The sequence below is a fragment of the Kutzneria kofuensis genome, from assembly GCF_014203355.1.
Classification (GTDB): domain Bacteria; phylum Actinomycetota; class Actinomycetes; order Mycobacteriales; family Pseudonocardiaceae; genus Kutzneria; species Kutzneria kofuensis.
In genome coordinates this window covers 4,975,891-4,988,863 of sequence record NZ_JACHIR010000001.1, presented here as the reverse complement: position 1 = coordinate 4,988,863, position 12,973 = coordinate 4,975,891, and the positions used below count along the sequence as shown (strand labels likewise).

The following is a 12,973-nucleotide window of genomic DNA, read 5'->3' as shown; positions in this document are numbered from 1 at the left end:
GGATCCACGGTGCCGCCAGCGACATATCGTCCGGACCCTCATTCCACAGACTGTGGATAACTCCGGCCGGCTGTGGATAACTGCCGGAAACCTACATTCGGTGTGCCTGAGAGCGTGACTCGCCGGGTTAGGCGAGGGCGGTCAGGGCGGCGTGGACCATCACCCGCACGCCTACCAGGAGGGCGCGTTCGTCGAGGATGAAGGTGGGCTGGTGGAGGTCGTACTGGCGGCCCTCGCCGGACCAGACGCCGAGCCGGGCGAACGAGCCCGAGACGTGCTCCAGGTACCAGCCGAAGTCCTCGCCGCCGGACGACTGCTCGGTGCCGGCCAGGGCGTCCTCGCCCAGCGCGGCCTCGATGCCGGCACGCAGCACGGCGGTGCTCTCCGCGTCGTTCACGACGGGCGGCACGCCGCGGCGGTGCTCCAGCTCGAAGCCGACGCCGGTGGGCCACAGCAGGGACTGCACGAGGTCCTTGACCAGCGGTTCGAGCTCGTTCCACACGTGGTGGTCGCCGGTGCGCAGGGTGCCGCGCAGCACGCCGTCCTGCGGCACGGCGTTGGCGGCCTGGCCGGCGTGCACGGCGCCCCAGGTCAGCACGGTCCCGGACCGCGGATCGACACGCCGGTTGAGCAGCGCGGGCAGGCCGGTGATCACGGTGCCGAGCGCGTGCACGAGGTCGGCGGTGAGGTGCGGCCGCGAGGTGTGCCCGCCGGGCGAGGTGAGCCGGAGCTCCAGCATGTCGGCCGCGGAGGTGATGGCGCCGACGCGGGTGCCGACCCGGCCGACTTCCAGCCGCGGGTCGCAGTGCAGGCCGAAGATGCGCTCGACGCCTTCCAGGGCGCCGGCGGCGATCACGTCGAGCGCGCCGCCGGGCATGGCCTCCTCGGCCGGCTGGAAGATGAGCCGGACCCGGCCGGGCAGCTCCGGCGCGGAGGCGAGGGCCAGCGCCGCGCCGAGCAGCACGGCGGTGTGGGCGTCGTGCCCGCACGCGTGGCAGGCGCCCTCGTTCGTGGACGCGTACGGCAGGCCCGTGTTCTCGGTCAGCGGCAGCGCGTCGATGTCGGCCCGCAGCGCGACGCAGCGCTCGCCGGTGCCGATGTCGCAGATCAGGCCGGTGCCGCCGGGAAGCAACGTGGGGTGCAGGCCGACGGAGCGGAGCACCTCGGCCAGCAACTCCGTGGTGTCGTGCTCCTGTCGGGACAGCTCCGGGTGGGCATGGATGTGCCGCCGCCAGGCCACGACGTCGGCCGCACCCGATGTCAGCCACTCGTCGAGCCAGGCCGGGCCACGCCCGACACCCAGATCCGCCACGTCGGACATGCTGACCCCGGAATCGGTGATCAGCACGTCGGACTCCTCGTCGTGCCGGCGGCCGTCGCCCTCCTTGGGCAGTTCGGGCCGCGAGTCCAGCACGGTCACGCCGCACCTCCAGCGCGTGCCACGCGGGTGCCAACGCCGGCGAGCAACCTTTCCCGCTGTCCGGGATCGGTCGCCGCCGCCACCGCCGTCCACGCCAGGGCGAGGGCGCCGTCCAGCACGGCGCGGTCCCCGGTCGGCGTGGCGCAGGCGGCGGCGAACTCCGGCTGGTGGTTCACCGCGTCTCCGCAGTCGATCGCAATTGATGGGTGGATACCGGGCAACGCTCGGGTGACGTTGCCCATGTCGGTGCTGCCGGTCAGGCGGAGCAGCTCGTCCTGTCGACTCATCGGCGCGCGGCCGAGTTCCGTCACGGCCTCGCGGTACGCGTCGGCCAGCCAGGGGTCCGGCGCCAGCTCCGCGTACACGGCCGAGATCTCCTTGACCTCGTGCGTGCACCCGGTGCCGACGGCGCCGGCGGTGAAGCAGCCCTGGATCCGGTCGACCAGGCGCTGCAACGACGAATAGTTTTCCGCACGCAGGTAGAACTGGGCAGAGGCCATCGCCGGGACGATGTTGGGCGCGGCGCCACCGTGCGTCACGATCCCGTGCACCATCTGCTTCGGCTCCAAGTGCTGTCTGGCCAACCCGATGGCGACCTGCGCGATGGTCAGCGCGTCGGCCGCGTTCACACCCAGCTCCGGGGCGGCGGCCGCGTGCGACGCGCGGCCGGTGTACTCGACCTCGAGGTCGACGATGGCCAGCGAGGGCGATGCGACCGCCTCGTACGGGGCTGGGTGCACCATCATCGCCAACCCGACGTCGTCGAACACGCCGCGTTCCAGCAGTTGGACCTTGCCGCCCCCGGACTCCTCTGCTGGGGTGCCCACGAGTTTGACCGTCACACCTAGATCGTCCGCCACATCACGCAGCGCGAGGGCGGCTCCGGTCGACGCGGCGGCGATGATGTTATGTCCACAGGCGTGGCCGACCTCGGGCAACGCGTCGTACTCGGCGCACAGGCCCACGACCAGATCACCGGTGCCGTAGGTGGCGGTGAAAGCGGTGTCGAGGCCTGCGACACCCCGCTCGACCTGGAAGCCTTCGCGCTCGGCGAGGTCGGCGACCTTCGCGGCGCTGCGGTGTTCCCGGTAGGCCAGCTCGGGCTCGGCGTGAATGCTTCGGGAGAGACCCACGAGCGCGTCCGCATACCGCTCAACGGATGAACGGCAGCTCGCCTTGGGGTGTCTCACCCTCGTCATCCTGCACCAGGCGTGCTGGTGGCTTGCTCGACTTTCGACCTTTCAGGGCCAGCCGGCACCCATATTGCGACGAACGGTGCAACCGGATGGGGAAAGTTATGCCTGGCTGTAGCCGACTTCAGGCTGATGATCATGAAATCGTCTGTGGGCGGTCAACTGTCTCACATGATGAGACACAAGATCAGCTGCTCTTCTGGCGCTTCTTGCGCACCCGGCGGCCGTACCAGACGATCGCGAACAGCACGACCACGATCACGCCGATGATCACCCGCTGCCGCGCGTCGTCGGTCAGGCTCTGGTTCTGCTGCGGGTTCAGCGACGGCCCGGGCGGCGGCGTGCCGGTCTGCGCCACCGCGGTGCCGGCGAACAGCACGCTGAACACCAGCATGGTGACGAACGCGCTCACCCGCGCCATGGGCTGCCCTCCTCCGACTGTTGATCACTAGCCTACGTGGCCGTGGATCTGGGCGACAGCCGCCGTGTAGGCGGCGCGCACCGCCTCCCCGCCCGAACTCGGTTCGATCGCGTCGGCGCGCACCGGCCAGGCCGGTGGTTCCGACGCGCCGGACAGCGCCCACGCGGCCTGCCTCGCCGCGCCCAACGCCACGTACTCGGCGGGCTCGGGGACCTCGACCGGCGCGTCGAACAGCCCGGACGCGACCGCCTGCACCGCGGCCGACCGCGCCGCGCCGCCGATCAGCAGCACCCGCCGCGCCTGCACGCCAACCCGGCGCAGCTCGGCAAGCCCGTCAGCCAGCCCGCACAGCATCCCCTCGACCGCGGACCTCGCCACGTTCTCCGGCGTGAGGTTGCCGCGCCGGATTCCGGTCAGGGTGCCCGACGCGTCCGGCAGGTTCGGCGTCCGCTCACCGTCCAGATACGGAACGAACACCAGGCCGCCGGAGCCCGGTTCGGCGCGCAGCGCCAGCTCGTCGAGGCCGGCGAGGTCGGTGCCGAGCAGCGCCGCGGTCGTCGTGAGCACCCGAGCGGCGTTGAGCGTGCAGACGAGCGGCAGGTAGCGGCCGGTCGCGTCACAGAAACCGGCGACGAAGCCGGTCGGATCGGCGCTGCCTTCCTCGGTGACGGCGAAGACCGTGCCGGAGGTGCCAAGCGACACGACGACGTCGCCAGGTCCCGCATTGAGCGCGAGGGCCGCCCCCATGTTGTCCCCGGTGCCAGCCGCGACCAGGGTGCCTTCCGTGGTGCGACCGCCGACCTCGGCGGGACCGAGCAGTCGGGGCAACCGGGGTGTGCGGCCACCGAAGGCGTCGGCAAGCAGGTCGGGCAGCCATTCGCCGGTGCGCGGCGAGAAGTAGCCGGTCCCGGACGCGTCGCCACGATCGGTCGCCGGCTCGGTGCCGGGCTCGGACAGCGTCCAGCTCACCCAGTCGTGCGGCAGCATCACGCGGTCGACCCGGTCCGCGGCGGCCGGCTCGTGCTCGGAGAGCCAGGCCAGCTTCGTCACGGTGAAGCTGGGCACCGGGACCGAACCCGTCAGCTCGGCCAACCGGTCAGGGCGGTGCTTCGCGACGAACTGCTCGGTTTCGGCCGCCGACCTCGTGTCATTCCACAGCAGCGCGGGCCGCACCGGCTCGCCGTCGGCGTCCACGGTGACCATGCCGTGCTGCTGGCCGGCGACCGCGATCGCGGCGATCGGCTCCGACACGTCCGCCCGAGCCTCGGCCACCGCCCGTTCGCAGGCGATTCGCCAGGCACGGGGATCAACCTCGGTGCCGTCGGGATGCGGCTGCCGGCTCCCACCGACGACCCGGCCCGTCTCGGCCTCGACCACCAGCGCTTTTGTCGACTGCGTTGACGAGTCGACACCGATCACCAAGGTCACGACCCCGATCCAACCGGAGCTTCCGGCCGGGCGAAAGGCTTCAGCGCCGCTCGCCGCCGTACACCGAGGCCGCGACCGCCGCCTCCACGGCCGCGAGCACCTCGGTCGCCGCTGGTGGCATCGGCTTGGCCGCGCGGTCCAGCCACGCCCGCAGCATCCGCCGGTCGAGCTGCGGCTCACACAGGTCGTCCAGGCCCAGGTGCCAGGCCAACAGCGCGAGGCTCACGTTGTAGACGTCGGGTTTGGCCGGCCCCAGCACCGCGCCGCGGATCTCGGCCCGGCCACCGGCCGCGACCAGCAGATCCACCGGCGGATACCGGTACGTGCGGCGGAGCAGGCTCCGCTCGGCGGTCGGCGTGACCAGGCCGGCGTCGGCGAGCTGGCCCACGACCATGTCGACGACGACGGGCCGCAGATGGTCGATCCACTCCCGCAACGGATATCCGGTCGGCTCGGCGGCGATCTCGGCCAGCACTGTGGCGGACACCCGGTCGCCGCGGCCGTGTTTTCCGGTGACCGCGGGACAGCCGTCGTTGACCGATATCCGCCCGGTGAACAATAGATCGCAGATAATTGCGCCTATCAAACAAATCTCCAGCGAGGGGCGCGCCACCTGCGGTTTTCCCGTGAACTCGTCGTGCGCGAGGAAGAAGAGGGCCTCAACCAGGGGTAGACGGGAGTTCACGACGGCCACGTACCGGGAAACTAGCGGCTGCGAGAACCGGTGTCGAATGGCTACGATCGGCCGCCATTGGTGGGATGACTGCCCTGGGGAGAAAAGCAGGTGGCCACTCGAACGCCGCTGCGTGAACGCGGCCTTGCCCGACCTCGTCTTGGTGTCGCACAAATTCTGTTCTTCGTGGTAGCCGCATCAGGCCCGCTCTACGCGATCGCCGGCGGTGTGACCGCGACCTATGCGGTGACCGGCGTCGTCGGCGTGCCGCTGTCCTTCGTGCTGCTGGCGCCGGTGCTCGCGCTGTTCGCCGTCGGGTACGCCGCGATGAGCCGGTACATCACCGGCGCCGGCGCGTTCTACCCGTACGTGGTGAACGGGCTGGGACGGCCCGCGGGCGTGGCGATCTCGTTCGTCGCGCTCGTCGCGTACAACGGGATCCAGATCAGCGTGTACGGCCTGTTCGGCTGGTCGCTGTCGAACTGGCTGAACCCGCTGCTCGGGCTGGACACGCCGTGGTGGCTGTGGGCGCTCGCGATCGCGCTGGTCATCGGCACGCTCGGCGTGCTGCGCGTGGACCTGAACGCGAAGGTGCTCGGTGTCGTGCTGCTGCTGGAGTGCGCGGTGATCGTCGTGACGGACCTGGCGCTGCTCGGCTCGCCCGACGGCGGCGGCGCGCCGTCCCTCGTGCCGCTCGCGCCGAGCAGCCTGTTCACCACCGGCGTCGGCGCCGTGTTCGCCTTCTCCGTCGCCGTGTTCACCGGCTTCGAGGGCGCGGCGTCCTACAGCGAGGAGGTGCGGGACCCGCGGCGGACCGTTGCCCGCGCGACGTTCCTCGCGGTGGCGCTGACCGCCGTCCTGTACACGCTGTCGGCGCTCGCGATGGCCGACGCGGCCGGGCCCGCGAACGTCGTTGGGGCCGCGCAGGCGCAGGGCCCCGGCCTGCTGTTCGGCCTGAACGCGCAGCGGCTCGGCAGCGTGTTCTCCGACGTCTCCTACGTGCTGTTCCTCACCAGCCAGTTCGCCTCGCTCTTGAGCTTCCACAACGCCATCGCCCGCTACTTCTTCGCGCTGGGCCGCGAGGGTGTGCTGCCGGAGGCGCTGGCCCGCACCAACCGCCGCACCGGCGCGCCGGCCGCGGGATCGTTGCTGCAGACCGCGTTGGGACTCGTCGTCGTGGCCGTCTTCGCGATCGCCGGCCGGGACCCGTTCACCGAGTTGTTCAGCTGGCTGGGCACGATGGCGTCCACCGGCGTGGTGTTCGTGCTGGCCGCCGTGTCCGTGTCGGTGATCGGCTTCTTCCGCCGGCGCGAGCACGACGAGCCCGCGTGGCGGCACACGACCGCGCCCGCGCTGGCCGCAGTGGCGCTGCTGGTGATCCTCGTGCTCATCCTGTGGAACTTCGACGTGCTGCTCGGCACCGCCGGTGACTCGCCGCTGCGCTGGATCCTGCCCGGAATCCTGCTGCTGGCCGCCGTGATCGGCCTCGTGCGCGGCTCCGTGCTGCGCAGCCGCAAACCCGAGGTGTACGCCGGCATCGGGAAGGTGGAGTGATGGACGACGTGATCCGTCCCGCCTCACGGTCCGAAGTGGACGTCGTGGCTCGCGTGCTCGCCGAGGCGTTCCAGAACGATCCCGTGAGCAAGTGGGTGTTTCCCGGCGACGAACGCCGGCGCGAGGTGCAGCCCGTCTTCTTCAAGGCGTTCACCGAGGCCGCCTTCGCCGACGGCGAGGTGTATCTGGCGCACGACCATTCCGCCGCGTCGCTCTGGTTCCGCACCGAGGGCGGCGAGAGCCCCGAGGAATTCATGGACCGGTTCTCCGCTCTCGACGCGGACGACCTCCACCGGTTCACCGTCCTCAGTGAACTGATGGCTGCGCACTCGGCTCATTCCGAGCCGCACCTGCACTGGCAGTTCTGCGGGCTTTTACCGTCCAAGCAACGAAAAGGGCTCGGCAGCGCGATCGCCCGCCAACATTTCCGCCGCCTCGACGCCGAGGGCATCGCCTGCTCCGGCGAGGCCAGCTCCGCCGACAGCGCCCGGCTGTGGCGGCGGCACGGCTTCGTCGACAGCGGCGAACCGTTCGCGCCACCCGGCGGCCCGCGGATGTTCCCGATCTGGCGCGAGCCGCAGGGTTAGCGCCGTATCGATCACTTCAGTGCGGCCAGGGTTCGCTCGCGATCGGGGCCGGCGACACTGACCAGCAGTTCGGTGACGCCGGCCTCCTCGAACCGTCGAAGTTCTTGCCGCACGGTCTTTTCGTCGCCGACGATCGCCGTCTCCACGACGTTGTCCAGGCCCTGCCGGTCGAGGTGCCGGCGGTAGTTGGACAGGCCCGCCACCGGCGCGAACTGGGCGGCGAGCTGCGCCTGCAGCCCGTCCACGTCGTCGGTGACCGCGACCAGCGCCGTCAGCACGATCTCCTTGTCGTGCAAGCGAGGCGCCACCAGCTCGGCGACGCCCTTCGCGGTCGTCCAGACCAGGAGCGTGCCGTCGGTGAGGTCGTCGGCGATGCCCAGCATGACCGGGCCGAGTGCGGACAGCAGCAACTTCGGCCTTGTCACACCGGGAAGCCCGGTCGTGTCGTCCAGCAGCGGCCGCAGTCGGGTCAGGTAGTCGCGGACGTGGGCCGCCGGCTTGTCGTAGCTGAGGCCGAAGCGCTCCTCGATCGCGGGCTTGTGGCTCGGCCCGACGCCGAGGACGAAGCGGTTGTCGGTGGCGGCCTGCGCACTCAGTGCTGCCGACGCGAGCGCCTGCGGGTGGCGCGGGTACGTCACGGTGACTGCTGTGCCCACGTCGATGCCCGGCACCCGAGCCCCGATCAGGCTTGCGAGGACCACCGGATCCCAACCGACCGTCTCGTTGACGTAGACGGCGTCGACCTGTGCCTGCTCGGCCTCCGCCACCAGTTCGTCGAGCGTCCGGCCGACGCTGTGCAGATGAAGTCCGATTCGCATGTCGCCCCCTGAAGGTGAACCGTAGATTCCGGTTACCGAGCCTAGCGTAAGGTGAATCCGGGATTCCACTTCTTGGGAGGGACTTGTGCGGGCCGACGCGCGGCGCAACCGCGAACTGATCGTGCGCGCCGCCACGCGGGTGTTCATGGCCGACGGCGAGGCCGTGTCCATGGAGGACATCGCCCGGGCCGCCGGGCTCGGCGTCGGCACCCTCTACCGGCACTTCCCCGACCGCGCCGCGCTGCTCGCGCTCATCAGCTGCGACGTCCTCAGCCGGCTCACCGCCCGCACCGCCTCGGCCGCCGCCAGCGACCTGCCGCGGTGGGAGGTCCTCCTCGGCTACGTGCGCGACGCCGTGCAGGAACCCTTCGCCATGCTCAAGTCCGTGCCGGTCGACGATCCCGACGTCGCCGAGCCCGTCGCCCGGCTGCACGCCGTGGTCCTCGATGTGATCAAGGCTGCCCAGGCCGAGGGCAGTCTCCGCGCCGACATCGAGCCGGCCGCCGTCCTCGACCTGCTTTCCCTCGTCGTCTGCCGTCAGGGAGCCCGCGCCGACGACCCTCTGGCCTTGGTCGTGCTCGACGGTCTCCGCTCGCGGTGAGGTAGCAGCGAAGGGCCGACAACCGAGGCCTGACAAGCCGGGGGTCTGAGAAAAACGGCCGGGCCCGACTCGTGGAGAATGGCCGCATGTCCACGCCGGAAACTCCGCAGCCCGCCCGGTCCCGCGTGATCGCCGGCCGCTACCGGCTCGAACACGTGCTGGGCAACGGGTCGATGGGCACGGTGTGGGCTGCCTACGACGAGTTCCTCCAACGCAAGGTCGCGGTCAAGGAGGTGCTGCTGCCGCCGGGCATCCCGGCGGGCGAGGCGGACGCGCTACGGGAGCGGACGCTGCGGGAGGCGCGTGCCATCGCGGTGTTGTCCCACCCGAACGTGGTGACCCTGCACGACATCGCCCGGCAGGACGGCGAGCCGTTCGTGGTGATGGAACTGGTGCCCTCGCGCAGCCTCGCCGAGGTGGTGCGCCAGCAAGGTCCGCTGAACACGCAGCAGACAGCGGCGGTGGCGGACGCGGTCGCGGCGGGACTGGAGGCCGCGCACCGGGCCGGCATCACGCACCGTGACGTCAAGCCGGGCAACGTGCTGGTCGGCGACAGCGGGCAGATCAAGCTCACCGACTTCGGCATCGCCCGCAACGTCGCCGAGAACACGATGACCAGCACCGGCATTATGCTGGGCTCGCCGGCCTACATCGCGCCGGAGGTGGCCTCCGGTCAGGAGGTGACGCCGGCGGCCGACCTGTGGAGCCTCGGCGCGACGCTGTTCGCGGTCGTCGAGGGCGTGCCGCCGTACGACGCGGACGACGACCCGCTGGCCACGGTCACCGAGGTGGTGCACGGCGACGTGCCGAAGCCGACCTCGGCCGGTGAGCTCGAACCGGTGATCACCGGCCTGATGGTGAAGGACCCGGACGCCCGGATGACGCTGGCGGAGGTGCGCCGGCGGCTGCGCCCGCTGCTGCCGGAGCCGGGCACGGTGCTTTTCCCGGCGCCGAACCCGGACGCCCCGCCGGTGACACCGCCGAAGCCGCGTCGCCCGGCCGGCTCGCTGTCCAAGCAGTTCGCGCCGCCGAAGACGCCGATCGCGCCGACGGACACGCCGCTGGCCAGCGACCCGGGCCCGCTGCCGTTCATGGTGACGGGCTCGACGCCCGCACCGGGCCCGAAGCCGCGCCGACGTCGCGGCAAGCTCGGCACGGCGGTGTTGGCACTGGTCGCGGCCGTGATCGTGGTGGTGTCGATGGCCGGCGGCTTTGTCCTCACCCGCTACCTCGGCGGCCAGGTGCTGCTGCCGACGGCGGTTGCGTTCGGCGGCACGCCCAGCACGTCACCCACCTCGACCACGACCGCCAAGGTGCCGACCACCCGGGTCCACGGCAAGGCGGTGCCGACCACCGGCGACTCCGGCGGCGACTTCTCCCTGGACGTGCCGCCCGACTGGCAGCAGTTCAGCCAGAACCGGCCGCCCACCGATTCGCTGCCGGCCAGGGCGCAGGTGTTCTTCATCAGCAAGGACGGCACGCAGGAGCTGTCCGTGCAGCGGTTCCCCAAGTTCACGAAGGTCGACGCCTACGTGAACGCGGTGAAGGCGCTGCCGAAGGTGACCGTGCAGCCGTTGACACCGATCTCGGTGCCGGGTTTCAGCGGCGGCCAGCAGATCGAGTACGCGCAGGACACCGGCGGGTCGGCCCCGCCGCACACGATCGCGATGGTGCTGGTCAAGGGCAACGACCTGTGGGTGGTCGGCGTGAAGGCGCCGGTCGGCAGCGATGCCGACGCCGCGGCCAAGCGGCTGTTCGCGCAGATCTCCCAGCAGTTCCAGGTGGCCGACTGAGGGTGATTTAGGCTCGCCCGTGTGACCGGTATCAGCGAAGACTCCATTTCCCCCGACGCGCTGGCGACGGCCGCCGCGGCGGCGCTCGTCGAGCGCACCGGCGTCGACCAGCACGACGTCGCCGTCGTCCTCGGCTCCGGCTGGCGGCCGGCGGCCGACGTGATCGGCGAGGCCGAGCACGAGGTGCCGATGCCGGAGCTGCCGGGGTTCCGCGCGCCGACCGCGGTCGGCCACGGCGGCACGATCCGTTCGCTGAAGCTGGGCGACAACCGCGTCCTGGTCATGCTCGGCCGGACGCACCTGTACGAGGGCTTCGGCATCGACCCGGTGGTGCACAACGTGCGCACCGCGACCGCGGCCGGCGTGCGCACCGTGATCCTCACCAACGCGGCCGGCGGCCTGCGCCAGGGCATGCGCGTCGGGCAGCCGGTGCTGATCAGCGACCACCTCAACCTGACCGCGCGGTCACCGCTGGTCGGGGCCCGGTTCGTGGACCTCACCGACCTCTACTCGTCACGGCTGCGTGACGTGGCGCGCACGATCCGCCCCGATCTGGAGGACGGCGTGTACGCAGCGCTGCCCGGCCCGCACTTCGAGACGCCGGCCGAGATCCGGATGCTGCGCACCATGGGCGCGGACCTGGTCGGCATGTCGACCGCCCTGGAGGCGATCGCCGCGCGCGCCGCCGGCGCCGAGGTCTTCGGCCTGTCGCTGGTGACGAACCTGGCGGCCGGCATCACCGGCGAGCCGCTCAACCACGAGGAGGTCCTGGAGGCCGGCCGGCTGGCCGCCACCGACATGGGCACCCTGCTGCGTGACCTGGTGGCGAAGGTATGAGCCTCGCGCCGTCGGCGCGCGACGCCGCGTTCCGGTGGATCGCCGACGACCCCGACCAGGACGCCCGCACCGAGTTGCAGGGCGTCCTGGCCCGGGCGATGGCCGGCGACCAGGCGGCGATCGACGACCTGGCCGACCGGATGGGCGGGCCGCTGACGTTCGGCACCGCCGGCCTGCGCGGGCCGGTGCGTGCCGGCGCGAACGGCATGAACGAGGCCGTGGTCGTGCGGACGACCGCCGGCCTCGCGGACTGGCTGCAGCGGAACGGTCACGGCGGCGGGGTCGTGGTCGTCGGTCGGGACGCGCGGCACGGATCGGAGCAGTTCCACCGGGCCGTCGCCGGCGTGTTGGCGGCGGCCGGGTTCGACGTGCGGGTGCTGGACCGACCACTGCCAACGCCCGTGACGGCGTTCCTGGTGCGGCGGCTGAACGCCGTCGCCGGCGTGCAGATCACGGCGTCGCACAACCCGCCCGCCGACAACGGCTACAAGCTGTACATCGAGCACGGGGCGCAGATCGTGCCGCCGACCGACCGCCAGATCGAGGCGGCGATCGCGCAGGTGCCCGCCGCGGTGTCGGTGCCGCGCTCGGAGACGTGGACCACCCTCTCCGATGCCGAGGTCGGCGAGTACGTCGCACGGGCGGCGAGCCTGCCTGTCGGCGGCGCCCGGTCGCTGCGCGTGGCCGCGACGCCGATGCACGGCGTCGGCGCCGAGACTCTCGCCGCGGTGTTGTCCGCCGCGGGCTTCACCGACGTGCACTTCGTCACGCAGCAGCGGGAGCCGGACGCCGACTTCCCCACGGTGTCGTTCCCGAACCCGGAGGAACCGGGCGCGACGGACCTTCTGCTCGCTCTGGCCGCCGACGTCGACGCCGACCTGGCGATCGCCCTGGACCCGGACGCCGACCGGTGTGCGTTGGGCGTGAAGGAACGCGACGGGTCGTGGCGCATGCTGCGCGGCGACGAGACCGGGGTGCTACTCGGCGAGCACATCCTGTCCACGATGGACGCGACTGATGCGCTGGTGGCGACCACGATCGTGTCGTCCTCGCTGCTGTCGAAGGTGGCGGCCGCGCATGGCGCTCGCTACGACGAGACGCTGACCGGCTTCAAGTGGCTGGTTCGCGCCGGTGACGGCACCGGAACCGGTCTCGTCTACGCGTACGAGGAGGCACTCGGGCACTGCGTCGACCCGGACTACGTGCGGGACAAGGACGGCATCTCGGCCGCGGTGCTCGCGTGCGACCTGGCCGCCGGGCTGAAGTCCGAGGGTCGCTCGCCGCTGGACGTGCTCGACGACCTGGCCGTCACGCACGGTTTGCACCTGACCGACCAGGTTTCGCTGCGGGTGACCGATTTGAGCCGGATCGGCGAGTTGATGGCGAAGTTGCGCACCGATCCGCCGACGTCGCTGGCGGACGTATCGGTGACTGCCGAGGACCTGCGGCCGCGTGCCGACGTGCTGGCGCTGCGCGGCGAGGGTGTGCGGGTGTTGATCCGGCCGTCGGGTACCGAGCCGAAGCTCAAGGCGTACCTGGAGATCGTGGAACCGGTACCGGATCGGGACGGTCTGGCCGCCGCGCGGCAGCGTGCCGTGGCACGGCTGGCCGCGCTGCGCGGCGAGGTTGCTGCGTTGTTCGACTGACG

At 71.5% G+C, this 12,973-nt stretch carries 12 protein-coding genes; 6 read left to right on the top strand and 6 right to left on the bottom strand.

What is annotated here, in order from left to right:
* Window positions 1-127: 127 nt before the first annotated feature.
* The 5 genes from BJ998_RS23280 to BJ998_RS23260 form a co-directional block, all read right to left on the bottom strand.
* Window positions 128-1,420, bottom strand: a complete 1,293-nt coding sequence (locus tag BJ998_RS23280) for an amidohydrolase (protein ID WP_184864809.1) — start codon at window positions 1,418-1,420, stop codon at window positions 128-130.
* Window positions 1,417-2,553, bottom strand: a complete 1,137-nt coding sequence (locus BJ998_RS23275; RefSeq protein ID WP_376775895.1) for a M20 family metallopeptidase — start codon at window positions 2,551-2,553, stop codon at window positions 1,417-1,419. Before BJ998_RS23275 ends, BJ998_RS23280 begins: the two co-directional genes overlap by 4 nt.
* A 247-nt stretch (window positions 2,554-2,800) precedes the next feature.
* Complete coding sequence (locus tag BJ998_RS23270) at window positions 2,801-3,034, bottom strand: hypothetical protein (RefSeq protein ID WP_184864805.1); 234 nt, start codon at window positions 3,032-3,034, stop codon at window positions 2,801-2,803.
* Window positions 3,035-3,061: 27 nt separating this feature from the next.
* The gene (gene xylB / locus BJ998_RS23265) at window positions 3,062-4,462 is read right to left on the bottom strand and encodes a xylulokinase (RefSeq protein WP_184864803.1); all 1,401 of its coding nucleotides are present in this window, start codon (window positions 4,460-4,462) and stop codon (window positions 3,062-3,064) included.
* 40 nt (window positions 4,463-4,502) lie between these two features.
* A complete protein-coding gene (locus tag BJ998_RS23260; RefSeq protein WP_376776007.1) occupies window positions 4,503-5,075 on the bottom strand; it encodes a GOLPH3/VPS74 family protein in 573 nt (190 codons plus the stop codon).
* 171 nt (window positions 5,076-5,246) lie between these two features.
* On the opposite strand from BJ998_RS23260, the gene BJ998_RS23255 reads away from it, so the two are divergent.
* Both BJ998_RS23255 and BJ998_RS47645 read left to right on the top strand, forming a co-directional pair.
* Entirely contained in the window at window positions 5,247-6,689 is a 1,443-nt protein-coding gene (locus tag BJ998_RS23255) for an APC family permease (RefSeq protein WP_376775894.1), read from the top strand.
* Entirely contained in the window at window positions 6,689-7,276 is a 588-nt protein-coding gene (locus BJ998_RS47645; RefSeq protein WP_184864799.1) for a GNAT family N-acetyltransferase, read from the top strand. The genes BJ998_RS23255 and BJ998_RS47645 overlap by 1 nt, the downstream gene beginning before the upstream one ends.
* A gap of 11 nt (window positions 7,277-7,287) precedes the next feature.
* Here the strand turns inward: BJ998_RS47645 and BJ998_RS23245 are convergent, their stop codons facing one another.
* Window positions 7,288-8,094 (bottom strand): LLM class flavin-dependent oxidoreductase, encoded by an 807-nt coding sequence (locus BJ998_RS23245; RefSeq protein ID WP_184864797.1) that lies wholly within the window; start codon window positions 8,092-8,094, stop codon window positions 7,288-7,290.
* An 85-nt stretch (window positions 8,095-8,179) separates the two neighbouring features.
* Here BJ998_RS23245 and BJ998_RS23240 point away from each other — a divergent pair, with 85 nt between their 5' ends.
* The 4 genes from BJ998_RS23240 to BJ998_RS23225 all read left to right on the top strand — a co-directional run bounded on the left by BJ998_RS23240 (window position 8,180) and on the right by BJ998_RS23225 (window position 12,971).
* Window positions 8,180-8,695: a TetR/AcrR family transcriptional regulator gene (locus BJ998_RS23240; RefSeq protein WP_184864795.1), complete on the top strand. Its 516-nt coding sequence runs from the start codon at window positions 8,180-8,182 to the stop codon at window positions 8,693-8,695.
* Between the two features lie 86 nt (window positions 8,696-8,781).
* Window positions 8,782-10,488: a serine/threonine-protein kinase gene (locus tag BJ998_RS23235; protein ID WP_184864793.1), complete on the top strand. Its 1,707-nt coding sequence runs from the start codon at window positions 8,782-8,784 to the stop codon at window positions 10,486-10,488.
* A gap of 21 nt (window positions 10,489-10,509) precedes the next feature.
* Window positions 10,510-11,325 (top strand): purine-nucleoside phosphorylase, encoded by an 816-nt coding sequence (locus tag BJ998_RS23230; RefSeq protein WP_184864791.1) that lies wholly within the window; start codon window positions 10,510-10,512, stop codon window positions 11,323-11,325.
* Window positions 11,322-12,971, top strand: a complete 1,650-nt coding sequence (locus BJ998_RS23225) for a phospho-sugar mutase (RefSeq protein ID WP_184864789.1) — start codon at window positions 11,322-11,324, stop codon at window positions 12,969-12,971. Before BJ998_RS23230 ends, BJ998_RS23225 begins: the two co-directional genes overlap by 4 nt.
* Window positions 12,972-12,973: the final 2 nt, after the last annotated feature.